We start from the raw sequence: 25,906 nt of genomic DNA, 5'->3' as shown, positions 1-25,906 counted from the left end.
TGATGGGCACAAAGGCATAGAAAATTGAATTCGGTGTGATTAGCTTTAGTCAACAATAACCCTCACGTTCTGGTGGATATTGGTTATTTGAGGCAAATTTTAGAGGACGCAAGACTTTTGGTGACTGTCATAGTAGAACGTTCAGAGCCGGAGGAGGACAGGGATGTAGCCAGCCGTGGAGGTGGTGTTAGCTGGCGATTTTTGAGCCAGCTTACAGCACGGGCGACTTTTGAGCCAGCTTACAGCACGGGCGACTTTGGAGACTCGTGTTCCTTCGAGGCTTCAAAGCGAGCGAGAAGACTGGTGTCTTTCCAGTCTGAAGCGTCCCCACAGCAGGCGGAATCCCTGGCAGCCGCAGTGCGCCCAACGTACACTACCGGTCCAACGCCGGTGAAATTTTCTTCGTCGCAATGATCCCGCCGGCGATGGCGAGGTAGGACACGCTAGCAAGCAACGTAAATGACCGCATCCCCAGCGCGTCGATGACTAAGGGGATGCCCAGCAGGCCAATGGGTTGACTGAGGTTGATGAGGGCGTAGTAGCTGTTGGATACGGTGGCGAGCTCGGCTTCCGGGACCTGTTTTTGCAGGATGGTTTTGTTAGAGATATTGAAAAATGGCAGGGCGCTTCCCAACAGAACAACGCCAAGCAGGGATCCCAGTAACCATTTCGACTCGCCAAACAGGAAGAACGCAATGGGAATCTCCACCAACGAAATCTGAATGAAGGTGTGCAGTCTAACCGACTTCGCCAGCCAGCGGTATAGGACGGATCCCAGCAGAAAGCCAATGGAGAATGCCGACGTCATGAGGCCGATCGCCTTGGTATTGTGAAAGACCATGGTGGCGAGTTGAGTGAAGTAAACGTCGTTGGGGGCCAACAGGATGTTGAAGAGCAAGGCGGTCGCGAGCACGGGGACCAATGCCGGGAATTGTTGAAAAAGCTGACGCACGTAGCTAAAGCCATTCCAGGCCGACCCGGAAAATGTCGTTGGGGCTGGCGTCTCCGTGACTGATTTCTCGTGAAGGCCGATCAAGAGGCCAAAAACAATCAGATAGGATAAGAAGTCCGCCACAAACAGCGTGGCTAGCGGCAGGACGGTCATCAGGGCAGTTACGATAACCCCCGAGAGCAGGCTGGCACTCATCATAGCCGTACTGATGGCGGCGTTGAGGCGGCTGTAGACGTCGGCAGTGAACAGGCGGACCGTCAGCTTCGTGATGATGGGGCCGTAAAAGGAGGCACAGGTGTCGTAGAGAATGGCACTGGTGATGAGCAATGGAAAATTTTTTACTTGCCAGGCAACTAACCCTAAGATCAACAGGACGGCCACGGCTGCGGCCAGACTCGTTTTGAGCAAAAAAGGCTTCAACTGGGTCTGCTGATCGACAAAGTGGCCAATGGGTGCGGCCAAGACGATGCCGGGGACGAAGAGGCAAAAGGAGTAGATACCCACGTAGATGGCGGCGTGAAACCAGGTGGTGATCAAAATAATCAGGGCCACCCGCGAAAACCCCGACCCGAAGTCGTTGATAAACTGACTCACCAGAATAATATTTTTGTTGACCACCATGCCGCTCACTTCCTTAATGTTTAAGTTAGGGTCGACCATAGCACGAAATAGCTAAGGGGTTGGCGTGATGCGATGAGTTGGCGTAGTCACCTAACGAAGTCGTTAACTTAGTTCAGTTGCCAAATAAAATGGGGGGGTAACTTGTAGGTTGAGACTGACAACGTGTATGGTTAGCAACAACGTTAGCAAAGACTGGGGGAGTCTTCATGAAATTTGTCAATAAACGCTTGATGGGGCTGGCAATCCTGATGGCCGTTCTATTGGGGTTGGAAACGCCGTTCAATGCCGCCACGTACGCCTTTATTTTTACCATCATCGGGGGCAAACACCTCGCCTGGCTGGTGCCATTCGTGGCCATCGTTATCAGTGGGTATTTGATTTTTACGCTGCTCACGTACTGGAACACCAAGGTGGTCAACCGGAACGTGGTCGCCATCAATCAGCGGTTAAAGGCGGCTCTTTTGCGGGGACTGCTCCAGGAACGGACGGTCGACACTAAGGACTTCGTGGCGACTAACCTGTCTTTTTTCATGAATGACCTGAAATTGTTGGAGGACAATTATATTCGTCAGCTGTTCACATTGATCAGTTTGGCGGTCGCATCGGTCGTGACGCTGATTTATTCGCTAAAAAATAACGTGGTCCTCACACTGGTCTTCTTGGCGTTTATGGTGATTCCGGCGGCGGTTCCCGGTCGCTTTGGCAAGCAGATTGGGGCCAAAACGGGGATCTGGTCGACGCGCAACAATCATTGGTCGGGGATGCTAAAGGACGTTTTGACCGGGGCGCTCTCGATTCGCCAGTACCGCGCGATTAGTGGGGTCGAAGGGAAGACTGGTCCGGCCATTCAAGGTGTCGAGCAGGCGAACGCAGGGGCCAAGAATACGATTGCCCTGTCTAACGCTGTGGCGGAGGGCTTGTTTTACTTCTGCACGTACATTCCCATTGGCATTGGGATCTATGCGGCGGTCATTGGGCGCATCAGTTTGGCCCAATTCGTGGCGATCCAGTACTCGTCTAACATGATCATCAACAGTGCCCGGGGTGTGATCAGCAGCTTTAACACCTTAAATAGTACGACGAAGATTCGCGACCACATTCACCAGACGCTGCAGCCAACCACGGCGCCTGCAGCGACGACGATGGCTTTTAGCACGTTAACCTTAGACCAGGTGGCCTTTAACCGGGATAGCACGCCGATCCTCAAAGACGTTACGCTGAAAGTCAATCGGAGCGAAAACATCTTGATTCAGGGTGAATCCGGCAGTGGAAAGACGACGCTGCTACGGCTGATTGACGGTGCCCTACAGCCGGCGAGTGGTCAGGTGAAAATCAATGACCAAGCGGTGGCCGATTACGCGGGGATGAGCACGGTCAACCAAACGCCAATCGTGTTCAACGACTCGCTACGGTTTAATGTGACTCTCGGCATGGCGTTTACGGATGAAGCGGTCTTACAGGCCTGTCGACGGGCCGGCTTGACTGAGCTCATTGAAAAGGACGGCATGGACTACCAGATCGGCGAGGGCGGCCAGAACCTCTCCGGTGGGCAGATCAAACGGTTAGAAATTGCTCGGGCCATTCTATTTGACCGCGACCTGATCTTCATCGATGAAGGCACGGCCTCATTAGATGAGCAGACCTCGATTGCCATTCATCAAACGATTCTGCGGCTGAATAAGACCGTCATCGAGGTCGACCACCATATCCCGGCGAGCGTGTTGCCGCTGTTTGACCACGTCTATACGTTGGCGGCGGGTGAACTGACGTTGGTTAAGTGACTTGTATTAGCATTAACTGGTCGCACTGCGGCTGACAGAGATTCCGCCTGCTGTGGGGACGCTTCAGACTGGAAAAAACACCAGTCTTCTCGCTCGATTTGAAGCCGCGAAGATCACGCGTCTTCAAAGTCGCCCGTGGTGCAAGCTGGCTGAAAAATCGCCAGCTAACACCACTTTCACGGCCGTCTACATCTCTGTCCTCCTCCGGCTTTGATTGTGTTTTTCCACAATAACTATTGATGAATTTTGGATCCATTTATTCGGCGTATTAACTGATAATAACTTAGTGTCGTTTGGCGGTAAATCACGTTAACTTGGGAATCGTAGCAGAGACTGGTAGTAACAGTTGGGCTAGAAACAGATAGAATGTTAGTCGCGTTACCTTAATCAAAGCCAAACGGTAGATAAGTTAGCAGAGATTAGTCGGAAAGCATAGGACAGATTGACCACATATGTATTTGCCAACTTATTTGTTATGGGAATAGCTGTATGGCAACGGCCAATCTTAACGGTCTGCGTACCTTAGGGCTAAGCGATTAAGCTGGAAAAAATCAGTCAGAGCCGTAGGAGGCCAGGGATGCAGCCAGCCGTGGAAATAGTGGTCGCTGTCAGCGACCACTATGGGCGACTTTTAAGACGTGTGGTTTTCACGGCTTAAAAGCGAGTCGGAGGACCGCTTCTCAGTCCGGAGCGTCCCCACAGCAGGCGGAATCCCTGGCAGCCGGAGCGCGGCCATTTCACAGCAATATATAATCAAAAGGTCGTTACGCCAGTCCATAGACGTAACGGCTTTTTAAGCTAGCAGGAAACAAAGCAAAATTTCTCGTGACCGAATCGTCAGAACGCCGAAATTTCTGGTATACTTTTCGGTAACGACTTATAGGAAAGGTGTTCCGGAAGTTATGCTGATTGCAGATACACTCTTAATCGTGCTCCTGGTCGCTGCCGATCAGTGGATCAAGCACGCGGTAGTGGTCAACATCGCCCTTGGCGGCGAGCACCCGGTTATCCCGGGAATACTCTCCTTGACCCACCTGCGTAATGACGGGGCGGCTTGGAGCATTTTACAGGGCCAGATGTGGTTCTTTGCGGTGATTGCCATCGTCGCTTTAGGTATCATGGGCTACTTCTTTTGGCAGTACCGCAATAAGGGGGACCAGTGGGTCGAAGAACTCGGCTTGGCGCTCATGATGGCGGGCACCATTGGAAATTTCATTGACCGCTTAACTCAGGGGTACGTGGTCGACATGTTTCAGCTCGACTTCGTCAATTTCCCCATCTTTAACTTTGCCGACAGTTGCTTAACGGTCGGCGTGATTCTAATTGCCATCGGGGTCTACATCACCGATCGGCGGGAGGCTAAATGATGCAAACAGAAGAATTTACGGTAACGACCACGGAACGGTTAGACAAGTTGGTGGCCGATCAAGTCGATACCATCTCGCGTTCCCAGGCCAAGTCCGCCATTGAGGCCGGTCAGATCACGGTCAATGGTGCGGTGGCTAAGCCCAAGGACAAACCGAAGACCGGCGACACGGTCCACATCGAGCTACCGGATCCGGAACCACTGGATCTCGAACCAGAAAATATTCCCTTAGACGTGGTCTACGAGGACGATGACGTATTGGTCGTCAATAAGCCTCAAGGTATGGTCGTCCATCCCGCCCCTGGGCATCCCAACCACACGCTGGTCAATGCCTTGCTGTATCACAGCCCCTTGTCCAGTATTAACGGGACGCTGCGGCCAGGCATCGTGCACCGCATCGACAAGGACACGTCGGGCCTTCTGATGGTGGCTAAAAATGACCATGCGCACCAGAGTTTGTCGGCGCAACTCCAGGCCAAGACCAACCTGCGCGAGTACGTGGCCATCGTGCACGGTAACTTTAAGGAAGAAGAAGGGGTTATTCGCGCCCCACTAGGTCGTTCACCCAAGGACCGCAAGAAGCAGGCGATTGTCGCTGACGGTCGCCCCGCTGTGACCCATTTCCGCGTGCTGGAGCGTTACGGCAACTACACGTTGATTGCTTGTCGCCTAGAGACCGGTCGGACCCATCAAATTCGGGTCCACATGGCGTACATCAACCATCCGGTCGCGGGCGATCCATTGTATGGTCCCAAGAAGACACTGAAGGGTGACGGTCAGTTCCTACACGCCCGTGAGCTCGGGTTCAAACAACCCACGACGGGTGAGCAACTCGACTTCACCGCGCCAGTTCCGGACAACTTCGCGCGGATGGTCCGTCACCTGCGCCAACAAGCCGGCTTACCGGTTGACAAAGTAATCTAGTTTTTTTATGCTGAACGTACTAAGATAAGCGGGTTTGCCGAATCAGGCGGGCGGGTTTCTTCACCATTTTGCCGAAGAAACGCGCCCGTTTCCTGCATTTACGTTAACGCCGTGAAACTTGAAGGAGGAAATAAAGATGGCAAAGGTAGTTGTGGACGCAATGGCAATGCAACGGGCCCTGACCCGGATTACTTACGAAATCATCGAACGCAATAAAGGGGTCGATGACCTCGTCATTTTAGGTATCAAAACGCGTGGGGTGTACCTAGCCCGACGGATTGCCAGTCGCTTACAACAGCTGGAAAATGTGACGGTGCCAGTGGGCGACCTCGACATCACGCCGTACAGGGATGACATCGAACACGATGCTCAAAACGAGCCAAAGGTCACCGCAACCAACATCGACTTCTCCGTTGCCGGCAAGAAGGTCATCTTGGTCGACGATGTCTTGTATACTGGGCGGACAATCAGAGCGGCCATGAGTGCCGTGATGGATCTCGGTCGCCCCAAGAGCATCAATTTGGCCGTGTTAGTGGACCGGGGTCACCGCGAATTACCGATCAGAGCTGACTTTGTGGGGAAGAACATTCCGAGCTCACAACGCGAACGGATCAAGGTCTCCGTCAGTGAGATCGACGACCGGGACGCCGTAGAGATCCAACAAGCATAACACTGGTAAAGGGGCCGATTTTGCATGGCAAAACGCTATTTGATTTTAGAAGACGGCTCGGCCTACGCCGGTGAAGGATTTGGTGCCGGCGCCACCACGAGCGGCGAAGTAATCTCTAACTTAAACCTTTTAGGCTATCAAGAAACGATTACCGATCAAATTTATCATAACCAGATTATTATTTTCGCCCAGCCAGCGATTGGTAACGTCGGCATCAACCACGACAGTTACGAATCGATTTTGCCCACGGCTAAGGGGATGGTCGTGCGGGATGTGACCAACATTTCGACCAACCGCCTCTCGCGGCTGTCACTGGACGAATTTTTACAGCAACACAATATTCCCGGCATCAGCGGCATTGATACGCGTCATCTGATTCGTAAATTACGCCAGCAGGCCGGGCCAAGGAAGGGCAGTATCGTCGATGTGGCCGACGCGCATGCGTTTGACCAGTTAAACGCGACGGTGCTGACCAATCGTCAGGTCGATCAGGTCGCCACGCCCAAGCCGTATCCCAACCCGGATACCGGTAAGAACGTGGTCGTCATCGACTTTGGGTTGAAACACGGTATCTTGCGGCAATTGTCGGAGCGCCGTTGCAACGTCACGGTCTTGCCGTGGACGGCGAGTGCCCAGGACGTGTTGAACCTGGATCCGGACGGGGTCTTACTGTCCACGGGACCGGGCTCACCGCTCGACTTGGGCGCCGGCGTCTTAGAAATGATTCGTGAGGTCCAAGCGGAGATTCCACTCTTTGCCATCGGCCTGGGACACGAACTCTTTGCGCTGGCCAACGGGGCGGAGCTCGAGGCCTTGCCCGTTGAATACCACGGGAGCAGTCACCCGATTCGCCGGATCATCACCAATGACATTATGTATGCCACGCAGGGCCAGGGCTACGCGGTCATTGCCAAGTCTATCGACCGCGACCGGCTGATTACGACCTACGTGGACCTGATCAACGGGACCGTGCAGGGATTACGTCATCGTGATTACCCAGCCTTCTCCGTTCAGTTCTTTGCGGACGGGGCACCGGGCCCGCACGAGAGTCGTGACCTGTTCGATGAATTCATGGAAGCTATGACAGCACGGGAGGGATAGGCTTGCAAAACTTAGATGATTTACAGAAAGTGTTGATCATTGGCGGCGGGCCGACCGAAATCGGTCACGAGACCGAGCTCGACAGTGCCACCGTGCAGATCATCACCGGCTTTAAAAAACATGGGGTGCGCACGTCGATTATTGACAACAATCCCTTTTCGGTCGCTCTCGAAGAAATTCAACCAACGAATATGTACGTCCAGGCGGTCACGACCGCTAACGTTCGGCACATCATCGAAAAGGATCGACCGGATGCCATTTTACCGTCATTAGGTGGACTGCTAGCCATTCAAATCGTCCAAGAGCTCATCGAAAATGGCGACCTTGGTCGTTTTGGTGTGACCATTTTGGGGATGACGGCTAGCACTCTGCGGCAGATCAACAACCCGGCGGCCTTGAACGCCACGTTAAAGGCCATTCACGAGCCCGTGATCGAGGCGCAGATCGTGGATACGACCGACGAGGCCATGGGCTTAGTCGAATCGATTGGGTTTCCGCTGATCGTTAAGCCGGTCTCACCCCGGTTAGACACCAACCGGACTGTTTGTGAAAACGTCGATGAGATGTTAAACGCCCTCAGCCAGGGATTTCAACAGTCACGGTTTGACCAATGCACGTTGGAACGCAGCGTCGTTGGCTATAAGGAAGTCGAAATGGTCGCGATTCGCGATGTGGCCGACACCAAGGTCCTGTTGTGCGGGCTAGAAAACGTGGACACCATCGGGATTCACTCCGGGGACTCCATCGTCGTGACGCCACCACAGACCTTAACGGACCGTGAGTATCAGAACTTACGGGATGCCACCTTCCGCATCGCCACGGAGCTAGGCATCGTGGGGGTCTTACACCTGCACTTTGCGCTGAATCCCGCGAACCAACATTTCTACGTGACTAAGATCGCCCCATACTTTTCTCGTGGGGTCGCTCTGGCGGCCAGAACCACGGGCTATCCGATTGCGTTAGTCACGGGGGCCTTGTTGCTAGGCCAGCGATTGGTCGATATTAAGCTCCCTAGCCGCTATGTGAAGCAGACGGCCATCATGGAACCGACCATTGACCACGTGAGCGTCCGCATCCCACTATGGCCGTTTCAGGAGGTCCCAGACGCGGATCAACACTTGGATACGGCTATGAAGGCGGTCGGCTCGACCGTTGGGGTTGGGCGTTCGGTGGAAGAGGCCATGTTGAAGGCCGTCCGCAGTTCCCAATTCTCACCACGAGACGTCCTGCCCAGCGTTAGCAATCTGACGGACGGGGAAATGATCAGTCAGCTGATTCATCCACTGGCGAACCGCATCCTGGTCCTGATCGAAGCTTTACGCCGGGGGTATGCGCCCGATGAACTGAGTGAACTGACGAAGATCGATAATTTCTACTTCGTGAAGCTGCAACATCTCCTAACGATCGAACAAGAGATTCAAGATAATCCGTTAAACGTCGATACTTTGAAACGGGCCCGCTACTACGGGTTCGGTGACGGGATGATTGCCCGTATTTGGCAAACGGATACGGCAACGATTCGCCATCTGTCGGCCGAGGCGCACATCACGCCGACCTACAAGATGATCGAACCGACCGCCGGTGAATTTGCGGAAGACGCCAGCGGGTACTACAGTACGTTTGAATATGAAAATGAAAGCCAGCCACTAGGTGACCGGACGGCGCTGGTACTCGGCCGGGGGGGGAATCAACTGGGACCAAATTCGGCCGCGGAATACTTTACGACAGAAATGCTGAAGCAGTTGAAGCGTGCCGGGTACCATACGGTCTTGATGAACACCAATCCCAATGCAATCGCGATTGCTCCCGAGTTCTCGGATAAGCAGTACGTGGATCCGGTCCAACTAGGGGATGTGCTCAATGTGATTCAGATCGAGCATCCGGACATCGTCATCGTTCCGGGGAACCGGCACTATTTGACGCGCGAACTGGGCAAGTTGGACGTGAATCTCCACGTCTTGCCACCGGATCAAGAGACCGGCGAAGAACCCCCGAAGATCGCTACGATTGGCGTGAGCCTGTTTGTTCACGGCCAGCAGAAGATTGCGGTGGGCGTGATGGACATGTTGGCACCGGGGATGAATAAGTCGGTGGCACAGGTCACGGCCTTCCGGATGCCGGCGGAACTGCCTAAGGCTAAGCGGCTTGGTTTGGTAGAATTAGCCAAACAGGCCGTGAGTGAACGCCAGGTGACGGGGATGATTCAGGTGCTCTTTGCGCCCAAGGGTGAGTCCAAGCAGTTGGCGGTCGTTGGGGTGCGGCCAACCCGGCTGACCGAGATGGCCTTCTTAAGTAAGGTCACGGGGATCAACTGGGTCCGCATGCTGACGCGGCAACACATCGAGACGTTGGACGATGCCGAACTGGCGAAGATCAAGATCGACCTGAACAGCAGTCGCGTGGCGCTGATGAATGCGGCCTTCCCATTCCGTCAACTACACGTCTTGAACCGGCCGGGGACGACCGACCAAGAGGTGGGGGCGACGATTGCCTTTGGGTCGAGCGAAGCGCTGACCCTCAGCAATCTCAGCGACACCGCCGAACTCGACCAGATCATCAACCGGACGATTGGCTAGGTGGTTGTGAGATTGCTGTGAAATGGCCGCACTCCGGCCGCCAGGGATTTCGCCTGCCATGGGGAACGCCTTCAGCCGAAGGGCGGGCTTCCGGCTCGCTTTGAAGCCGTGAAAAACACACGTCTCCAAAGTCGTCCCACGATGTAAGCCGAGAAAGAACCTCGACTAACATCGTCGACACGGCTGGCTGCATCCCTGGCCGCCTCCGGCTCTGATTGATGACGACCGTACTAGTTGGTTTGAGTTGTCCGGTTGAAGTCTGACTGTTCTAGCTGAACTTGATTACTGATGCGGCTTTGATCGTGTGGTCAGGGCCTGGGTGGATATCTGCATTGAGAGCGGATGGTCAGATAATCAGCGCGTTTCTCGACGAAATACCGAGTAACTGGTTAACTTATATACTAAATAAATAGTTGTACCTAACAAAAAAGCGGTCTATCAGCATTTAACTGATAGACCGCTTTTGTATTCTAATTTAGTTGTAACTACCAAATAATGGTCGTTCACGCTTCCAGTAGCTAGTTGTCAGCTAACCGCTCGACCAAATCACTTTCTGGGGTCACGTAGACCGTGCGTTGGCCAGTGAAGATAACGTAGCCTGGCTTGGCTCCGTTTGGCTTGTGGAGGCGCTTGACGGGCAGGTAGTCGACGGGGACGTTGCTAGACTCGCGGCCCTTGGAGAAGTAGGCGGCGAGGTTGGCGGCTTCCATGATGGTCTCATCACTCGGATTGTCCGCGTGGATGATGACGTGGGAGCCTGGTATATCCTTCACGTGCAACCAGATGTCGGTGCGCTTGGCGGTATGGAGGCTCAGTTGGTCGTTTTGCAGGTTGTTCTTCCCAACGGAGATCTTGGTGCCATCGCTAGCGGTGAACCGGTCTGGCTTACTGATCTTCTGCCGACGTTGCTTCTTGCCCTTCTTTTGGTGGTCATGGTCACGGAGATAGCCACCCTGTTGCAATTCCAGGCGGATGTCGACCAGGTCTTTAGGCGCGGCGAGTTCGATCTGGGCCATGATGTTGCTAAAGTAATCGACGTCGGCCTGCGTAATGGCTAACTGCTCGTTGACGTAGCTGACGGCGTTCTTGGCCTTTTGGTACCGTTTGAAATACTTCTGGGCGTTTTGGTTCGGTGAAAGTTGATTGGAAAGGGCAATCTTGATTGGCTGATTGTTGTCGTAAAAGTTTGCCAATTCAACTTCGGTCTGGCCGCGTTGGACCTGACCGAGATAGGTCGTCAAGACTTCCCCCTTGATTCGGTACTCGTCGGCGTTTTCCGTTTCGGCGAGTGTCTTCTTCAACTTCTTCAGCTTGTTGCGGTTTTTCTTCAGCTCGTTACGGACCACCCGGATGAGGACGCTCCCTTGTTGCTGTACCCGGTCACGTTCGGCCTTGTCCTGGTAGTAGGTGTCCAAGAGCTCACTGAGGGTCTCAGCATGTTCCTGCGTCCCTGTAGTGGGGTATGGAAAGGCAATGAAGCTAGTCTTGCCCTTAGGCGTGATGTCTAACGTTGGCTGTGGGGCATCGAACCCCTTGAAGAAGGTCGTGAAATTAGCCACCGGGTCGCCGGGTTCGTGCAGCTTTTCTGCCAAGGCCGCCGCGGTGTCCTTGCCAAGGCCCTGGTACTGCTGCTGCAGGGTGTGGGCAAGCACTTCTTGGTTAGGGAAGTCCCGTACGGTGGCAGCGAGGTCGTCGCGGGCCCCCGTGAAGGGATCAACGAGGTCTTGCTTGGGTGGCATGATGTATTGGGCACCCGGTAACAGGAGCCGGTAACGGTTTTGGTCGGAACCAACGTGCTTGATAGCATCTAAGATCTTCATGGACGCGCTGTCGACCAGGATGACGTTACTGTGGCGGGCCATGATCTCAATAATCAGGAGTAGTTCCTGTTGGTCACCGAGTTCGTTACGCGATGTGAAGTGCAGGTGAACGACCCGGTCATTGGCGACCTGCGTAATTCCCTTAAGGATGGCGCCCTGCAGGTACTTCCGCAGAATCATAGTAAAGTTAGTGGGAACCGGCGGGTTGACGTACGGGATCTGCGTCACCTGGATACGCGCGTAGGTTGGGTTGGCCGAGAGTAAGATGGGATAATTATGGCTGTTCGCACGAACGGTCAGGACGATTTCGTTGGCGTAGGGCTGGTTGATCTTGCTAACACGGCCGGTCGTCAACGTTTGGCTCAATTCCTGAACCATTGCGTGGGTAAAGGATCCGTCAAATGACATGGGATAACAACACCTTTCATAAGTAGACTTTATTTTTTGTTGACCGGAAAAACGACACAAGTTCAAGTATAACGGCCCAAGCAGTGAAGTGCAAAGAAGTTCCCCCGTATTCTGACAGAATTCGGTGAAACTGTCATGAAATCGTCATGGTTTTTGACTTGTGATGAGCAACCTGACCGTTGTACAATACAAGTAACGCCGTAGACCCCATTTTGTGTGGAACAAATAGGATCACGGTAAACAAAGGAGTGAGGGCCAAATGAAATCCAGTCTTGCAGCATTGATGGCAATTAATAAGGTGCAACAGACCTTGTTGCAACGGATGACCAAGCAGTATCAGCTCACTGTTTCTGAATGGCAGTTGCTGGACCACATTGGGAGTGGTGAGAACACCCAGGAGATCTTGGCAGAACGGACTAAGTTGGATACGTCAACGCTGAGCCGGCAGTTAAAGGGCTTAGTGAAAAAGGAAATGGTGACCAAGGAAGCCGTCGGTCGTGATAAGCGGCAGTTGGTCTATACAATCACCGTGGCGGGGACCGAGACGGTGACCGCCATCAATACGGCATTTGAGAAGCTTTCCGACGACGTGTTCGAGCACTGGTCCACCGATGAGCGGAACCTGCTGCAGATTTTGTTGAACCGCTTAGATAAGAGTTTAGACCGGCAACGGACAGTTAAGTAACCTTAGGTAAGGAGTGAAGGATTATTCAGCAAAGACTAGTTGTGATTTCATTGGATGCGATGGGTAGTCGTGATCTGGACGAACATTTAGCAGAACTACCGAATTTAAAACGATTAGTGGTCACCGGGACGCGGGTCAGGCAGGTCAGGGGAATCTATCCGACATTAACGTATCCGTCACACACCACGATCATCACCGGACAGTACCCGGTCAAACACGGCATCATTAACAACACCAAGTTACAACCCCAGCGCCAGTCTCCAGACTGGTACTGGTATCAACGAGACGTTCAAGAGCCCACGTTGTATGACTTGGTTCGCCAGCAGCACCACAAGACTGCAGCCTTCCTGTGGCCCGTGACCGCCGGCAGTCGTATCACCTATAACCTGGCGGAGATCTTTCCGAATCGCATCTGGACCAATCAGGTGTTGGTCTCGTTAAAGGCCAGCAGCCCCGCCTTCCTGTTGCGGATGAATCAGAAGTACGGTCACTTGCGCCGCGGCATTCAACAGCCCGAGCTCGATGACTTTATTACGGCGTGCGCGGTCGATACGTTGACGACGAAGAAGCCGTGGCTCACTCTGATCCATCTGGTCGACATGGACAGTATGCGGCACCGCTATGGGGTCCGCTCGGATGAAGCCATGGCCGCACTGAAGCGGTTGGACGCGCGGGTCGGTAAATTGATTGATGCCACGATTGCGGCCGGGACGTTTGCGGAGACCAACTTTGCCATTTTAGGCGATCACTATCAGATCAACGTCGATCACATGATCCATTTGAACCAGTTGTTCGCCCAGAAAGGCTGGCTAACACCGACAGCCGAAGGCACCGTGAAGAATGATTGGCACGTGTGGGCGAAGTCCTGTGATGGGTGTACATATATCTATACCCGCAAGTTTGCGGATACCCAGAACCTCTTGCGGCTGATCAAGGAGACGCCGGGTGTTGCGACCGTGATCGATGGGGCGGCTGCAGCTAAACGTGGGGCTGACCCGCATTGTCAATTCATGGTCGAAGCGCAGGCCGGCTACTACTTTACGGATGAAACGAACCGACCGGCCGTGGTGGAAGCCGTTGACCCAGATAGCTTGGGACAACCGGACCGTTATCATGGGGTACATGGCTATGATCCGGATAAGCCGGACTACTTTACCACGTTGGTCTTGAATGGACCGGCCGTGAAGGAAAATCACCTGATCGAACGGGCCAGCCTAATCGATGAGGCGCCGACCTTTGCCAAATTATTAGGTGTGCGCTTCCCAGAAACGCTTCCCGGTCAAGCCCTAACTGAGGCGCTAAAGGGGGCGGCCACTGATGAAGCTGAATAAAGAACAGTGGAGTTGGGTCTTCTATGATTGGGCGAACTCCGGTTATGGCATTATCGTGACTACGGCCGTCTTACCGATTTACTTCAAGACCGTGGCGGAAGGCAGTGGGGTGACCGCAGCCAATGCAACGGCCTACTGGGGTTATGCGAATAGTCTGGGAACGTTGTTGGTAGCAATTTTGGCGCCATTTTTGGGTGCGTTAGCGGACTATCAGGGGTTTAAGAAACGCCTACTCACGGGATTTGCGACCGTGGGGATGGTGATGACATTGGGCCTTGCCTTAGTGCCGTCAGCGCATTGGCAGTGGCTCCTCGCCATTTATATTCTGTCCGTCCTGGGATACTCCGGCGGGAACCTCTTTTACGACAGTTTCTTGACCGACGTGAGTGACGACCAGCAAATGGACCGCATCTCCAGTACGGGATATGGCTTCGGTTATCTCGGGGGCGTGATTGCCTTTCTATTATTTATGGTGCTCCAATTCACGCACGGGTTTGGCCAGTTGTCGAGCTTGGCGGTTGCCCGGTGGGGCTTTGCGTTGGCCGCGATTTGGTGGGTCATCTTCTTTATTCCGATCCTGAAAAATGTCCATCAACGCCATTCCCTGAGTGTGACCAGAGCACCGTTACGGCAAAGCTGGCAACGAGTGTGGGAGACGGTCCGCCACTTGCAACAACACAAGCAACTGGCGTGGTTCTTAGTCGCTTACTTCTGCTACATCGACGGGGTCGACACCATCTTCACTATGGCCACGTCGATCGGTCTGGATATCGGCATTGACAGTACGACCCTGATTCTGGTCTTACTGGTCGTTCAATTAGTGGCATTTCCATTCTCGATATTCTATGGGTGGTTGGCAAATAAGACCAGTACCCGGACCGGGATTTTAATTGCAATTATTGTTTACCTATTGATTTGTGCGGACGCACTCTTTTTGCGTTCGACGACGGATTTTTGGATATTAGCTGTCCTCGTGGGGACCAGTCAAGGCGGAATTCAAGCCCTGTCGCGTTCCTACTTTGGTCGCCTAGTTCCCAAGGAGCGGTCGAGTGAGTTCTTTGGCTTCTACAATATTTTAGGGAAGTTTTCGGCCGTATTAGGCCCCGTCCTTGTGGGCATCGTGACCCAGATGACGGGGCAGTCGCGGATTGGGGCGGCGTCACTGTCGATTTTATTTGTGATCGGTTTGATTATTTTCTCCCTGATTCCCAGAATGACCGCGGATCACGCCGAATAGCGTTGATTGCGGTGTACCGCTGCTGGTGTGGTCAGGAGTTCGATTCTCCTGAGCGGTATTTAACTTTAAAGAGCGGGTGCCGACAGGTGAAATGGGGTGTCCTTGGTCACCCGTTGCCGGGCCTTTGTACCGGTAAAAGGTGTGTTTTTCGGTGTTTAATGTTAAACTTAAGTTTTAAAATGCCGTTATAAAAGGATTTGTAATAAGTATTGGTTTTCATAGACCATGAAAAATGGTATTCTAGGTAGACGAAACGAAAGAAAAAGTAGGTGTAAGAATGAAGATTGCTGTGGTCACCGATAGTACCAGCTATTTGTCCGCAGAAGAGGTCGAGCGGTATCACATTCACGTTGTGCCGATTCCGGTGATCATTGATGGTCGCTCCTATGATGAGGACGTGGATATTACCACGAGTGAATTCTACGACCGCCTCCGTAATTCCAAGTCATTCCCCAGTACGTCCCAACCACCATTGGGGGAAATGATCAATTTATACAATCAATTAGCGGATGAGGGGTACGATGCCGTCATCAGTATTCACTTGGCCAGCACAATTTCGGGCTTTGTGAACCAATTGAAAAATATTGCACCCACGATTGAAAATATTCGGGTCATTCCGTATGACTCGCAGATCACGGTAAAATTGATGGGTTACTTGGCGATTGAGGCGTCGCGAATGGCTGATAAGGGTGCAGAGCCCGAAGAGATCCTTGCGCGCTTAGACGACTTGCGGTCGACGATTGGCGAGTACTTCGTCGTTGATGACTTGCAAAACTTGGTGCGGGGTGGACGCTTGTCTAACGCTTCTGGTTTTATTGGGAGTGTTCTGCGGATCAAGCCGCTACTGACGTTTGATGACGAGACCCACGAAATCGTGGCCTTTGAGAAGGTCCGGTCACGTAAAAAGGCCTTGGCCCGGGTGGAGGACCTCTTCGTTGAGGCCCAGGCACAGGTCGACTACCCGTTACGGGCGTTAGTTATTAACGCCAACGATCCCGAGGGTGGCCAGAATTGGGCGGCGAAGATTGCGACTCAGTACCCGGAGATCCCGGTGGAACAGTCGTACTTCGGCCCGGTCATTGGCGCGCATTTGGGAGAAAAGGCCTTGGCCTTAGCCTGGATCAAGGATTTTGATCGCGCGTAAGTCGTGCAAGTTTGAATTGGATATGGTATGCTATTGCCTGTATTAAAAATTTACGGAGTAGGAAATAAGGCGTCAAGTGCCGGTGGAACGCAATGTGAACACCGGACGAAGGGGATTCCCCGCGATCTTATTTCCGCATTGGCCGCAGCGATGTGGCAACTCCCTTAGGAGATGTCTGAATTGAAGACGATGGCAAAAACCCAGCTGCCCAAGCTGGACACTTTGAGTGTGGTTACAATGGGACTGTTGATGGCGCTACAACTGGTGATTAGTCGGTTCTCAATTGGGAATACGTTTATCAAGTTTAGCTTTACGTTCTTGGTGGTCGCGTTATTGGCCAAATGGTTTGGTCCGTGGTGGGGCATGATGACGGCGGCCGTGGTCGACGTGGTCGGGACCCTGATTTCCGGTGGACCGTACTTCGTGGGCTTCACCGTGTCAGCGATTCTCGGATCGTTGATCTACGCGATATTCTTGTACCAGAAGCCGGTGAGCTGGGGGCGCATCATCATTGCCTCAGTGCTCATTTCGGTGCTGGTCAACGCGTTGCTGAACACCTTGTGGGTGACGATCATGTACCAGACGCCGTTTTGGAGTTTATTCCCGATTCGGGCGGTCAAACAGTTGATTACCACGCCAATTCAAATCGTGCTGGTTTACCTGGTTCTTAAGAGCCACGTGATTCAAATGATTCAAGAAAGATTAAATCGTTAAATTTATTGACACCATTTCGACGCGGTCGGGATGGTGTTTTTCAATGGGTTGCGACGGAATACTAGTATAGATTAAAATAATTACTTTAACTTATAATAACTAACCTGACCACCACTCATTCTACACTGACTAACTTGCAATACAGCACAACCCGTCACCAAGGTTTAGCCAGTGACCGGCGCAACAATTTAATTTTTTATATCAAATGAGGGTCGGCCCTTGCGTGAGGGCTCGTTCTTCGTTATAACGGAGACTGAAGATGAAGACCAAGGGGAGACTTTCAAATGAACCGGATAATACAGTTATACGCGAAATATAAAGATGTTTTAGCCTACCTGATTTTTGGTGGGCTGACGACGTTGGTCAATCTGGTCGTCTTTTACGTGACGGTGACGGTGTGGGGCTGGAACTATCAGGTCGGCAATATCTGGGCCTGGTTCTTATCCGTCCTGTTTGCCTACGTGACCAATCGGGTCTGGGTCTTTCATTCCCACTTTATCTCGGTGAAGGGGTTACTGAGTGAAGCCGTGTCGTTCTTCCTGGCGCGGGGCGTGACGCTGTTGATGGACATGGCAATCATGTGGGTGGGGGTCTCCCTCTTGCAGCAAAATGAGATGCTGACGAAGCTGGTCGATCAGGTTGTCGTGGTGGTAGCAAACTACTTCTTTAGCAAGTGGTTTGTGTTTCGCAAGACCAAGGCGTCTTCGATGGATGACTAGAATTGTTTTTTAATCGCAGATATTAATTTTGTAATGGGCCGTTGCCGTTTAACGGTCCTTTTTGTTTGGCCTAATCACACATCACGTGTATCGTTAGTTCTGTGGAACAATTATTTGAAATGAGGTGACGCGATTCATGACAGTAGTAAAGATTTCGGGCAAGGGCCAGGTGGTCATTCCCGCTGCAATTCGACAGTCACTGGACCTGACCGCGGGTGACCGGCTAAATGTCACCGTGGTCAATGGCCGCGTGGTGATGGAGAAGCTGCCAGTCGCCGCTGTTTGGCGAGAGATCGTAGCTCAGATTCCCGTGGAACAGGTCGTCTTGGATGAAGCAGGACACTATGATGTGGAACGCGCGCCGCATTTTGACCACTGGTTGCGTAGTGAAAAATAGGCTAAAAATCAGGACCACTACGCTCTGAAAGATCAGATTGTAGCGGTCCTGATTATTTAGTCATAATTATTAGCGACCGTCAGGCAATGGCTTGGGGCCTTTGCCGATGTTTGGCCGCGATGCGGTAGTAAACGGCAATGGCGATGCCGCCAACAACCACGCCCAAGGTATTTGAGATGACGTCGTTGATGTCACTACTACGGTTGATTAACCAGTGATGGGATAAGATATACTGAATGGTTTCGAAGCTAGATCCGGCGAAAATGCCTAGGATGGTGACGCCCCACATGGAAATCTTGGGGAGCACCCATTTGATCAGCATGCCCAAAGGAATCGTCATCAGGATATTTTCAAAGAAGCCTAAATTAAACATGTCGAGGTGCGTCAGGTTGACCCGACCAAGACCGGCTGGCATGATGTAAACGGCCGTGCCCGTGAAGGCCAGTGGTGTGAACAAGATGGCACCAAGACTGGTAAAGTAACCCAAAACGAGCAGTGCAAACCAACGTGTTCGCGTCCGCCGAACGGTAGTGACGATGAGCAGGCCACACAGACTGGCCATGAGTAAGATAATAATTAAAGGTTCCCAGCGCATCGAATCACCTCCGAATGATGCTCCAAACTTTTCTAACGGTTAACATGTTGCTATCCTACCGCATTTTTCGTGGGAGTGGGCGCTTTTTGCTTGGATTTTAGGTTTTCTTTGCCGCCTTAGGAAAAACGTAAGGTGGCTGTCAAAGAAAGGTCATACTTCTTCGCGGGTTTAGCGTGGTTTAGGAAAATGGCGAACTGACCCTTTATATGGATATACGGAAGGCCCCATCTTCTCAATCATTTTAAGAGAAGATGGGGCCTTTTAGTTAAGCTTCATGGCGAAACTTGAATACGGGGACAATCAACAGGGCCGCAAATGGTAGCCAGCTTAAGGTACCAAAGACATTTAGAAAGGCGTGGTTCAAATGGTGCTTCAATGTCTGATGAATCGTGTGGACCAGATTAACCAATTCTTGGTCAAGCTGGTTGACCTTCTGGGTAATCTTCCGGTTGACCGCTAATGAAATCGTGTGGTGAACCTTCTGCTTCAGGGCCTGCGGAATCATAGTTGGTGAAACCTGCTTGGCCGTGGCGAGTTGCTGGATGGCTTGGTGGTAAGCGGCCGTCGTCTTCTGTTGCCGAGTCGCCGTTGAAATGGTGACCTTGGGCGATGAAAAAGTTGCTGACGTCGAGGTTACGGTGGTGCTGTTTGGATCGAGCTTCCGGCGTAGCTCTCGCGTCAGTGTTTGCTTCTGCGTATGATTGATGTTAGCTAATTGATTGACCCGGGTCTGGACATCGGCTAAAGTATTGCGCTTGGCTTGAGTGACGTTGCTGGTCAACAGGGTCGTGAATACCGCGATGGCGAGGACCATCCCCACCTGACGGAGAACGTTAGCAACACTTTGAGAGCTGGTCAACCGGGAGCCGTGGAAGTCGGCTACCGCCAGAATGTTGGCCGTTGCAGCGACCAAACCGTAGCCTAGGCCTAACAGAACGTCCGCGAGAATCAGTTGGTGGTAATTTGACCCCAGTGGGACGGTGCTGAGCAGCAGGTAGCTCACGCCCATCAAGAGGAAACCAGCGGCGACAATAATTTTGTTGTTGATGCGCTTGATCACGAGCGAGGTCAAGATGACCGTGATCATCACCGTTACCGAGTACGGCGTCATTAGTAGCGCGGCCTTGAGTTCACTTGTCCCGTGGACCCGAGTCAGAAATGTCGGCAAGAGAACGGCCATGCCGCCCAAGAAGAAGTTGCAGAGAACGAGTGCCAGGCTGGAGCCGTTAAAATTTCGACTCCGGAAGAGTTGTAGGTCGACCATGGGGACCGTGGTGTGCCGTTCCCAGAACAAAAAGAGTAGGAAACCGACAAGTGAACTCCCAAATAGGCCAAGGATGACGGGTGATTGCCAGCCCCAGTCGTTGCCTTTGATCAAGCCTAATGAGAGGCTAAAGAGCATGATCATGCTGAGGACCGCGCCGAGCCAATCAATTTTGACGTGAGTCGTCTTCTCGTGTCGGAGGGGTAAGACAAAGCCGAAGACCAGTAAGTCCAGAATGACCAAGGGCACGTTGATAAAGAAGACCCACCGCCAGCCAAAGTACTGGGCAACAATGCCACCGATGGTCGGTCCTAGAGCAACGGCCAAGCCCTGAACGCCGGCAAGTGCGGCAACAACGCGGTTACGGTTTGCCATGGAGCTGAGGTCTAAGCCAATGACCATGCTCGTTGGAATGATGGCTGCAGCGCCGATGCTTTGAATCGCTCGGGCAATTAGCATCCAGGCGAGGTTGGGCGCCATGCCGGTCAGCAGTGAGCCGGTCCCAAAGACGACCAGTCCAGCGAAGACAAATTTATTTTGACCGAAGCGTTCCGCCAACCGACCAAATGGAATAATTAACGTGGCGAAAATGATGGTGTAGACGTTCAGTGCCCAAGAAAGTTCAGTGAGGCTTTCCCCAAAAGCAGACTGAATCTCGGGTAGGACGATTGTCATAATGGAGACGTCCATCATGCAGAGCAGGTTTCCTAGGAGTAAAACGGGTAAAACACCTTTTAGCTTGTTCATAAAATTCTCCCCCTTTGATGACACATCCGAGTCGGTGTGTCTCATTTGTGACACCTTGACTTTAACAGCGTATACTGAGGGAAACAAGATGTGGGTCGCTGATGGCAACAAGTGCTACACAAGTTGGGGATTTGTGACAGGAGGTTGGATTATGATGAATGGACAGGAAAGGCTGGCACAGCAGTCTAGGGAGTGGTTGATTGCCGCGCTCTTTGATTTATTAGCGGAACAACCATACGAGACGATTACCGTTAAACAAATTGCGGAAAAAGCACAGTTGTCGCGCCGAACTTTTTACCGTGCGTTTCGGGATAAGGATGACTTATTGGACTATTATGATCGTGAGGTGGGCCAGCGCTACTTGGCGGCATTACAGCAGATTGCACCACAGAAAATGGTATTCAAGGACGTGTTGACCTACTTCTTCGAATTTTGGTGGCAGGAACGCAAGCAGCTTCGTTTGCTGATTGAACAGGGCTTGTTTGGGCGAATGCTAGCTAAGATCACCCCAATGGCCAGTGAAATTTACCGGGTCTTCCCGGCCCCATGGCACATTGAGGGGTCCCCGACCGAGACGGATTACATTATGAGCTTTGCGACCGGCGGATTTTGGAACGTTTTAAATCGGTGGCTAGTCAAGGAACACCCCGAATCGCCAACTGAGATGGCCGCATTGTTAATGGTTGGCTTGAAACGGTTGGGAGAGACGGAAGATTAGTAAGTCGATATTGTCGTCGACAGGAAATTTTCGTATGAATTAATTTGTAAGCAGAGTTAGTTGCGTCATGGACCGAGTCTGGTAAGGTTGAAGGAGTCCCATCGAAATAAGAGGAGGAAGCGCACGTGACGATTACAGAACATCAAGACTGGTTGGTCGATTTCTACCAGCAACGAAATTGGTATCAATACTCACCCTTTGTTCACCTGAATTTTCTGACCGAGGAGACGGGCGAGGTTTCCCGGGCGATTCGGGCAATTGAAATCGGTCGGGACCATCCCGGCGAGAAGAAAGCGACTCCCGAAGAGTTACGGGCAAACTTGAAGGAAGAATTGGCGGACGCGTTGGATCAAGTATTGGTCATTAGCAGTCTGTATGATATTGATGCGCAGGACCTCTTACAAGCGAGTGAGCAGAAGTTGAAGCAACGGTTTAAAGATGATAGGCCACGTCGTTAAGGAATTAAAACTATTTAGTTGTTATATAATTCTTGGTTAATCAAATGAGCAAACGAGTCTAGGACAAAATCCCAGACTCGTTTTGCGTTCCGAACGTATATGGTTGAAACGCCAAAAGGCAGTCAACTCCGGCTTAACCTTGATAGACAAACAATCCGCGACCAGGATTAGTCGGCTATCGACGTTAATGCGCGCTTCTTGGCGCACGCCTTTTCCGTTTGTTTGCTCCCAAGTCTAGCGTGTGTTACGGTTAAAGACAGTGGAAATAAGGCGAAAACCCAACCATCTCAAGCCTTAAGCGGTTGGCTAGGCGATTTGCGACAAGGAGAGAAACGTGAATTTAAAAGAGATTACGCAATTAGATCAGATTTTAGTGAAGGTGGCATCCTTCACGCACAGCACCCGGGCGGCCACAGCGATTCAAACGGCGACCAATCAGACCGATAGTGCCAGTGTTCGGAAAGAATTAACCCTGACGGCGGAGGCCCACCGCCTGTTGGCCAATAATATTGTCTTTACCTACTTTGACTTAGACCAAATGGACGCGTTACAGGCGAAGCTCGATCAAGGGCTCATGTTAAACGCCCAGCAGTTGGAGCTCATCAATCAATTCTTGATTAACCTCCGGCGTTTAAAAGCAACCCTGGAGTCTAACCAACAACGAGCATCGCAATTAACCGCGCTACTGGCGTCAACGACTCAGCTTACCGGCCTGCAACAACGACTGGAACACATAATCGTGCACGGTCAAGTGGCGGATGACGCCACACCTGAGCTGGCCGAGATTCGTCAAAAAATCGTTAAGCAACGACAACAGGTCAAAACAGCGCTGACCCAGTTCGTTCAGAAGCACCCACATTCCGTACAAAGTAAACGCCTGATCACCCGTAATGATCGGGTGTGTGTCCAACTGAAAGCCGGCGAGAAGAATAAATTTAAGGGCCAAATCATCGATCAGTCGGCGACCGGGTCAACGGTCTTCTTTGAACCGGCAACGGTGGCGAAGAAGGGCGCCGTCCTCGCTGGGGTGATTGCCGATGAGAGCGCCGAAGTTTATCAATTACTGGTGACTTTAACCGGGGACGTCTTAGATAATTGGGACGCTCTGACTGAGAACCAAGCGCTACTCAGTCGGTTTGATCAAATTATGGCGCGGGGCCAGTACGGCTTGGAAACAGAAAGCCAGTTGCCCACGCTCAATATGGACCAACACATTAAAATTGTGGCAGGCCGCCATCCCTTGTTAAAAGACGCGGTGCCGCTCAATATTGAATTGATGCCACAACAGGGACTGATGATTACCGGTGCCAACTCCGGGGGAAAAACGGTGGTCTTGAAGACGATTGCGCTGTTTGCCTTGATGATTCAATTTGGCTTGGAGTTGCCGGTTGGCGCTGGGACCCAAATGCCCGTCTTTAGCCAGTTCTGGATCGACATTGGTGATAACCAAAGCATCACGGCGCAACTCAGTACCTTTGCCGCCGAAATGACGACGCTGGTAGAGATGACCGATCATATTCAGGACAACGCGCTGGTGCTGCTCGATGAAATCGGGAGCGGAACTGATCCAGAAGAAGGCTCTGCTTTGAGTATCGCCATCATCGAGTATCTTCGTCAGAAAAAGGCAACGATTATTGCGACGACCCACTTCAGTGCCATCAAGGAATACGCGGTGGACTGCCCAACGTTTATGACGGCAACCATGGCCTTTGATCCGAAAACGCTGGAGCCGACGTATCACATCTTGCTCAACCAGGTCGGGGCCAGTGAGGCCGTGTGGTTGGCCGAACGGTTGGGATTAGCCCCAGCCATCTTGGCTGACACCAGGCGGCGACTCGCGGCCAAGGAAGCTAAGTAAAATCACGCAAAAAGGAGAGTGGGACAAAAGGCGTTTAGTCAATGAGCATTAACGTCGATAGACGAATAATCCCGGTTTTGGATTGTTTGTCTATCGGGGTTAAGCGGAGTTGACTGCCTTTTGTCGCACGTTTCCGCAATATACGTGCGGAGCGCACAAAGGGGTCTGGGACAAAAGTCCCAGACCCCTTTGCTGTGAAAAGCTAGTCTAGTGGGGGCGTTGTCCTGAAAGTTAAGCGCACCGTAAACTGCCGATTGCCGGTTTTGATTGCTAGTTTTCCGCCCAAGGTGGTCACTAGAGATTGCACAATGTTTAGTCCCAAGCCGAGACTCTCCGTGGAGTGGTTATCGGTGGTATAGAACTGCTCAGTCGTCACGGAACTCCCCGCTGAAGTTACCGCGGTTTCGTTTTGAAATTCGAGACAGATATGTTGCTCGTCCAGAGGGGTTAGGCTAACGGTCGCCGAGTTTTGCGCGTATTTCAACCAGTTGCCGACCAGATTTTGAATGATTCGTTGGAGTAGTAACTGGTCGGTCGTTAGCGTGATATTGGGCGTGATAGTCGGCGTAACGGTAATTTGTTTAGCATTCAAATCATCAAAGAAGCCAAACAATTCCTGCTCCAAAAAGTGGGACACGTTCACCGATTCCAGGTTTAGATGAGTCGCTTTGGTGCGCACCAAATTGAAATCCATCAAGTAGCGTAGGTAGTAGTTGACGGACGCCAAGTTGTCCAACACACGTTGTAGGTTAGTCGGCGTGGCGGCCGTTGGTTTTTGCTGAATCAATTGGACGTAGCCCGTGGCCACGGTCAACGGCGTTTTGATGTCGTGCGTGAGGTTAAGGAGCATTTGCTCCAGGTGATGTTCGCGTTGATACTCCGTTTGCTGGAGGTTTCGGGTCTGGCTGAGCATTTGATTTAGGGCCAAGGCCAGTCGTTGAATGGCGCCGAAATGAAAATTACTTGTGACGCCAGCGTTGGTGGTATGGGTATTAATGTAGGTGAGATCCGTTGTGATGCGATGTAGTGCGCTGAGCAGTCCACTCAGAATAATCACAAGAGCCAGGACCACCAAGACTAAGACGCCAATGATAAAAGTTAACATGAGCCCCTCCTTGTCAAACCAGTCGGACACCGATACCCCAGACGGAAACGATATAGCGTGGCTGGTCGGCCAATTCATTTAGTTTGATCCGTAGATTACTAAGATGAACGTTGAGGGTGTTTTCGGCATTTTGATAGGGTTCACCCCAGACCGCTTCGTACAGCTGAGCCTTTTCAAAGACCTGGTGGGGTTCCTTGAGGAGCAGCTTCAGCAGTTTGAATTCCTTTTTAGGCAAGACTAAGGGCTGGTCGGCAACCGTGATATGATGGGTATTGCTATCTAAACAAATTTCGTTAAACTTTAGCACGTCATGCGTTGGCCGAATCGCCGAAGGCAACGTGCGTAGCTGAACTTGAATACGGGCCAACAGTTCATCGATATCGAACGGTTTAGTCAGGTAATCGTTGGCTCCTGCTTGAAGTAAGGCCACCGTTTTGGTCTTTGACTGAATGGCGGTCAGAACCAGAATAGGGACACTAGAGGTTTTACGAATCGTCTTGAGGACGCTTTCACCAGTAATGTTCGGCAACATCAGGTCTAGAATGATTAAGTCGGGTTGCTGATCATTAAAAATTTGTAAGGCACTGATGCCATCTAAGGCAGTTAAAGTTTGGTAGGTGGGACTGAGGACATCGTGCAGGAGGTCCTGAATATCGGTATGGTCTTCCACGATTAGAATTTTTTGCATCGTTTTTAAAAATCTCCTTAAGGTACG

22 protein-coding genes and 1 riboswitch are annotated in these 25,906 nt (G+C 52.0%); of the genes, 16 read left to right on the top strand and 6 right to left on the bottom strand.

Going from position 1 to position 25,906, the window contains the following annotated elements; translation table 11 throughout:
- Positions 1-373 precede the first annotated feature (373 nt).
- The gene (locus tag JUF10_RS05370) at positions 374-1,573 is read right to left on the bottom strand and encodes an MFS transporter (protein WP_203641221.1); all 1,200 of its coding nucleotides are present in this window, start codon (positions 1,571-1,573) and stop codon (positions 374-376) included.
- A 206-nt stretch (positions 1,574-1,779) separates the two neighbouring features.
- On the opposite strand from JUF10_RS05370, the gene JUF10_RS05365 reads away from it, so the two are divergent.
- The 6 genes from JUF10_RS05365 to JUF10_RS05340 all read left to right on the top strand — a co-directional run bounded on the left by JUF10_RS05365 (position 1,780) and on the right by JUF10_RS05340 (position 9,991).
- Positions 1,780-3,354: an ATP-binding cassette domain-containing protein gene (locus tag JUF10_RS05365; RefSeq protein WP_203641220.1), complete on the top strand. Its 1,575-nt coding sequence runs from the start codon at positions 1,780-1,782 to the stop codon at positions 3,352-3,354.
- Positions 3,355-4,256: 902 nt separating this feature from the next.
- On the top strand, positions 4,257-4,721 hold the full coding sequence (gene lspA / locus JUF10_RS05360) for a signal peptidase II (RefSeq protein WP_203641219.1): 465 nt from the start codon (positions 4,257-4,259) through the stop codon (positions 4,719-4,721).
- Positions 4,721-5,644 (top strand): RluA family pseudouridine synthase, encoded by a 924-nt coding sequence (locus JUF10_RS05355; RefSeq protein ID WP_373301282.1) that lies wholly within the window; start codon positions 4,721-4,723, stop codon positions 5,642-5,644. The genes lspA and JUF10_RS05355 overlap by 1 nt, the downstream gene beginning before the upstream one ends.
- A gap of 136 nt (positions 5,645-5,780) precedes the next feature.
- Complete coding sequence (gene pyrR, locus JUF10_RS05350; protein WP_125687087.1) at positions 5,781-6,314, top strand: bifunctional pyr operon transcriptional regulator/uracil phosphoribosyltransferase PyrR; 534 nt, start codon at positions 5,781-5,783, stop codon at positions 6,312-6,314.
- Positions 6,315-6,338: 24 nt separating this feature from the next.
- Complete coding sequence (locus JUF10_RS05345) at positions 6,339-7,415, top strand: carbamoyl phosphate synthase small subunit (RefSeq protein ID WP_203641217.1); 1,077 nt, start codon at positions 6,339-6,341, stop codon at positions 7,413-7,415.
- Between the two features lie 2 nt (positions 7,416-7,417).
- Entirely contained in the window at positions 7,418-9,991 is a 2,574-nt protein-coding gene (locus tag JUF10_RS05340; RefSeq protein ID WP_203641216.1) for a carbamoyl phosphate synthase preATP-grasp domain-containing protein, read from the top strand.
- 518 nt (positions 9,992-10,509) lie between these two features.
- Here the strand turns inward: JUF10_RS05340 and JUF10_RS05335 are convergent.
- Positions 10,510-12,219: an NFACT RNA binding domain-containing protein gene (locus tag JUF10_RS05335; RefSeq protein WP_203641215.1), complete on the bottom strand. Its 1,710-nt coding sequence runs from the start codon at positions 12,217-12,219 to the stop codon at positions 10,510-10,512.
- A gap of 259 nt (positions 12,220-12,478) precedes the next feature.
- Between JUF10_RS05335 and JUF10_RS05330 the strand changes: the two genes are divergently transcribed.
- The 7 genes from JUF10_RS05330 (at position 12,479) to JUF10_RS05300 (ending at position 18,446) form a co-directional block, all read left to right on the top strand.
- On the top strand, positions 12,479-12,904 hold the full coding sequence (locus JUF10_RS05330) for a MarR family winged helix-turn-helix transcriptional regulator (protein WP_203641214.1): 426 nt from the start codon (positions 12,479-12,481) through the stop codon (positions 12,902-12,904).
- A 20-nt stretch (positions 12,905-12,924) separates the two neighbouring features.
- Entirely contained in the window at positions 12,925-14,235 is a 1,311-nt protein-coding gene (locus JUF10_RS05325) for an alkaline phosphatase family protein (RefSeq protein WP_203641355.1), read from the top strand.
- Positions 14,222-15,472, top strand: a complete 1,251-nt coding sequence (locus JUF10_RS05320) for an MFS transporter (RefSeq protein ID WP_203641213.1) — start codon at positions 14,222-14,224, stop codon at positions 15,470-15,472. Before JUF10_RS05325 ends, JUF10_RS05320 begins: the two co-directional genes overlap by 14 nt.
- A gap of 277 nt (positions 15,473-15,749) precedes the next feature.
- Complete coding sequence (gene fakB / locus JUF10_RS05315) at positions 15,750-16,616, top strand: DegV family protein (RefSeq protein WP_203641212.1); 867 nt, start codon at positions 15,750-15,752, stop codon at positions 16,614-16,616.
- A 51-nt stretch (positions 16,617-16,667) separates the two neighbouring features.
- A riboswitch (THF riboswitch) is annotated at positions 16,668-16,763 on the top strand.
- Positions 16,764-16,787: 24 nt separating this feature from the next.
- Positions 16,788-17,330, top strand: a complete 543-nt coding sequence (locus JUF10_RS05310; protein WP_082153296.1) for a folate family ECF transporter S component — start codon at positions 16,788-16,790, stop codon at positions 17,328-17,330.
- A 284-nt stretch (positions 17,331-17,614) separates the two neighbouring features.
- A complete protein-coding gene (locus tag JUF10_RS05305; protein WP_203641211.1) occupies positions 17,615-18,049 on the top strand; it encodes a GtrA family protein in 435 nt (144 codons plus the stop codon).
- Between the two features lie 136 nt (positions 18,050-18,185).
- Positions 18,186-18,446, top strand: coding sequence for an AbrB/MazE/SpoVT family DNA-binding domain-containing protein (locus JUF10_RS05300; RefSeq protein ID WP_203641210.1), 261 nt, complete (start codon positions 18,186-18,188; stop codon positions 18,444-18,446).
- Between the two features lie 79 nt (positions 18,447-18,525).
- Here the strand turns inward: JUF10_RS05300 and JUF10_RS05295 are convergent, their stop codons facing one another.
- Both JUF10_RS05295 and JUF10_RS05290 read right to left on the bottom strand, forming a co-directional pair.
- Positions 18,526-19,041, bottom strand: coding sequence for a VanZ family protein (locus JUF10_RS05295; protein WP_203641209.1), 516 nt, complete (start codon positions 19,039-19,041; stop codon positions 18,526-18,528).
- 265 nt (positions 19,042-19,306) lie between these two features.
- Positions 19,307-21,052: an MFS transporter gene (locus tag JUF10_RS05290; protein WP_203641208.1), complete on the bottom strand. Its 1,746-nt coding sequence runs from the start codon at positions 21,050-21,052 to the stop codon at positions 19,307-19,309.
- Between the two features lie 151 nt (positions 21,053-21,203).
- On the opposite strand from JUF10_RS05290, the gene JUF10_RS05285 reads away from it, so the two are divergent.
- The 3 genes from JUF10_RS05285 (at position 21,204) to JUF10_RS05275 (ending at position 24,086) form a co-directional block, all read left to right on the top strand.
- Positions 21,204-21,770, top strand: coding sequence for a TetR/AcrR family transcriptional regulator (locus JUF10_RS05285; protein WP_203641207.1), 567 nt, complete (start codon positions 21,204-21,206; stop codon positions 21,768-21,770).
- 125 nt (positions 21,771-21,895) lie between these two features.
- The gene (locus JUF10_RS05280) at positions 21,896-22,228 is read left to right on the top strand and encodes a MazG nucleotide pyrophosphohydrolase domain-containing protein (protein ID WP_203641206.1); all 333 of its coding nucleotides are present in this window, start codon (positions 21,896-21,898) and stop codon (positions 22,226-22,228) included.
- Positions 22,229-22,562: 334 nt separating this feature from the next.
- The gene (locus tag JUF10_RS05275; RefSeq protein WP_203641205.1) at positions 22,563-24,086 is read left to right on the top strand and encodes an endonuclease MutS2; all 1,524 of its coding nucleotides are present in this window, start codon (positions 22,563-22,565) and stop codon (positions 24,084-24,086) included.
- 202 nt (positions 24,087-24,288) lie between these two features.
- On the opposite strand, the gene JUF10_RS05270 is transcribed toward JUF10_RS05275, so the two are convergent.
- Together JUF10_RS05270 and JUF10_RS05265 are read right to left on the bottom strand one after the other, a co-directional pair.
- Entirely contained in the window at positions 24,289-25,191 is a 903-nt protein-coding gene (locus tag JUF10_RS05270) for a sensor histidine kinase (RefSeq protein WP_203641204.1), read from the bottom strand.
- Positions 25,192-25,204: 13 nt separating this feature from the next.
- Entirely contained in the window at positions 25,205-25,879 is a 675-nt protein-coding gene (locus JUF10_RS05265; protein WP_203641203.1) for a response regulator transcription factor, read from the bottom strand.
- Between the last annotated feature and the right edge of the window lie 27 nt (positions 25,880-25,906).

This window comes from Levilactobacillus andaensis, assembly GCF_016861695.1.
Lineage (GTDB): Bacteria > Bacillota > Bacilli > Lactobacillales > Lactobacillaceae > Levilactobacillus > Levilactobacillus andaensis.
This window is presented reverse-complemented; position numbering and strand designations above follow the sequence as displayed.

Excerpts from the sequence above, each read along its gene's own strand:
- JUF10_RS05285 (WP_203641207.1), top strand. The coding sequence starts at position 21,204 with ATGATGAATGGACAGGAAAGGCTGGCACAGCAGTCTAGGGAGTGGTTG.
- JUF10_RS05330 (WP_203641214.1), top strand. The coding sequence starts at position 12,479 with ATGAAATCCAGTCTTGCAGCATTGATGGCAATTAATAAGGTGCAACAG.
- JUF10_RS05355 (WP_373301282.1), top strand. The coding sequence starts at position 4,721 with ATGCAAACAGAAGAATTTACGGTAACGACCACGGAACGGTTAGACAAG.
- JUF10_RS05345 (WP_203641217.1), top strand. The coding sequence starts at position 6,339 with ATGGCAAAACGCTATTTGATTTTAGAAGACGGCTCGGCCTACGCCGGT.
- pyrR (WP_125687087.1), top strand. The coding sequence starts at position 5,781 with ATGGCAAAGGTAGTTGTGGACGCAATGGCAATGCAACGGGCCCTGACC.
- JUF10_RS05295 (WP_203641209.1), bottom strand. The coding sequence starts at position 19,041 with ATGCGCTGGGAACCTTTAATTATTATCTTACTCATGGCCAGTCTGTGT.
- JUF10_RS05270 (WP_203641204.1), bottom strand. The coding sequence starts at position 25,191 with ATGTTAACTTTTATCATTGGCGTCTTAGTCTTGGTGGTCCTGGCTCTT.
- fakB (WP_203641212.1), top strand. The coding sequence starts at position 15,750 with ATGAAGATTGCTGTGGTCACCGATAGTACCAGCTATTTGTCCGCAGAA.
- JUF10_RS05310 (WP_082153296.1), top strand. The coding sequence starts at position 16,788 with ATGTCTGAATTGAAGACGATGGCAAAAACCCAGCTGCCCAAGCTGGAC.
- JUF10_RS05300 (WP_203641210.1), top strand. The coding sequence starts at position 18,186 with ATGACAGTAGTAAAGATTTCGGGCAAGGGCCAGGTGGTCATTCCCGCT.
- JUF10_RS05320 (WP_203641213.1), top strand. The coding sequence starts at position 14,222 with ATGAAGCTGAATAAAGAACAGTGGAGTTGGGTCTTCTATGATTGGGCG.
- JUF10_RS05370 (WP_203641221.1), bottom strand. The coding sequence starts at position 1,573 with ATGGTGGTCAACAAAAATATTATTCTGGTGAGTCAGTTTATCAACGAC.
- JUF10_RS05305 (WP_203641211.1), top strand. The coding sequence starts at position 17,615 with ATGAACCGGATAATACAGTTATACGCGAAATATAAAGATGTTTTAGCC.
- JUF10_RS05265 (WP_203641203.1), bottom strand. The coding sequence starts at position 25,879 with ATGCAAAAAATTCTAATCGTGGAAGACCATACCGATATTCAGGACCTC.
- JUF10_RS05290 (WP_203641208.1), bottom strand. The coding sequence starts at position 21,052 with ATGAACAAGCTAAAAGGTGTTTTACCCGTTTTACTCCTAGGAAACCTG.
- JUF10_RS05365 (WP_203641220.1), top strand. The coding sequence starts at position 1,780 with ATGAAATTTGTCAATAAACGCTTGATGGGGCTGGCAATCCTGATGGCC.
- JUF10_RS05335 (WP_203641215.1), bottom strand. The coding sequence starts at position 12,219 with ATGTCATTTGACGGATCCTTTACCCACGCAATGGTTCAGGAATTGAGC.
- lspA (WP_203641219.1), top strand. The coding sequence starts at position 4,257 with ATGCTGATTGCAGATACACTCTTAATCGTGCTCCTGGTCGCTGCCGAT.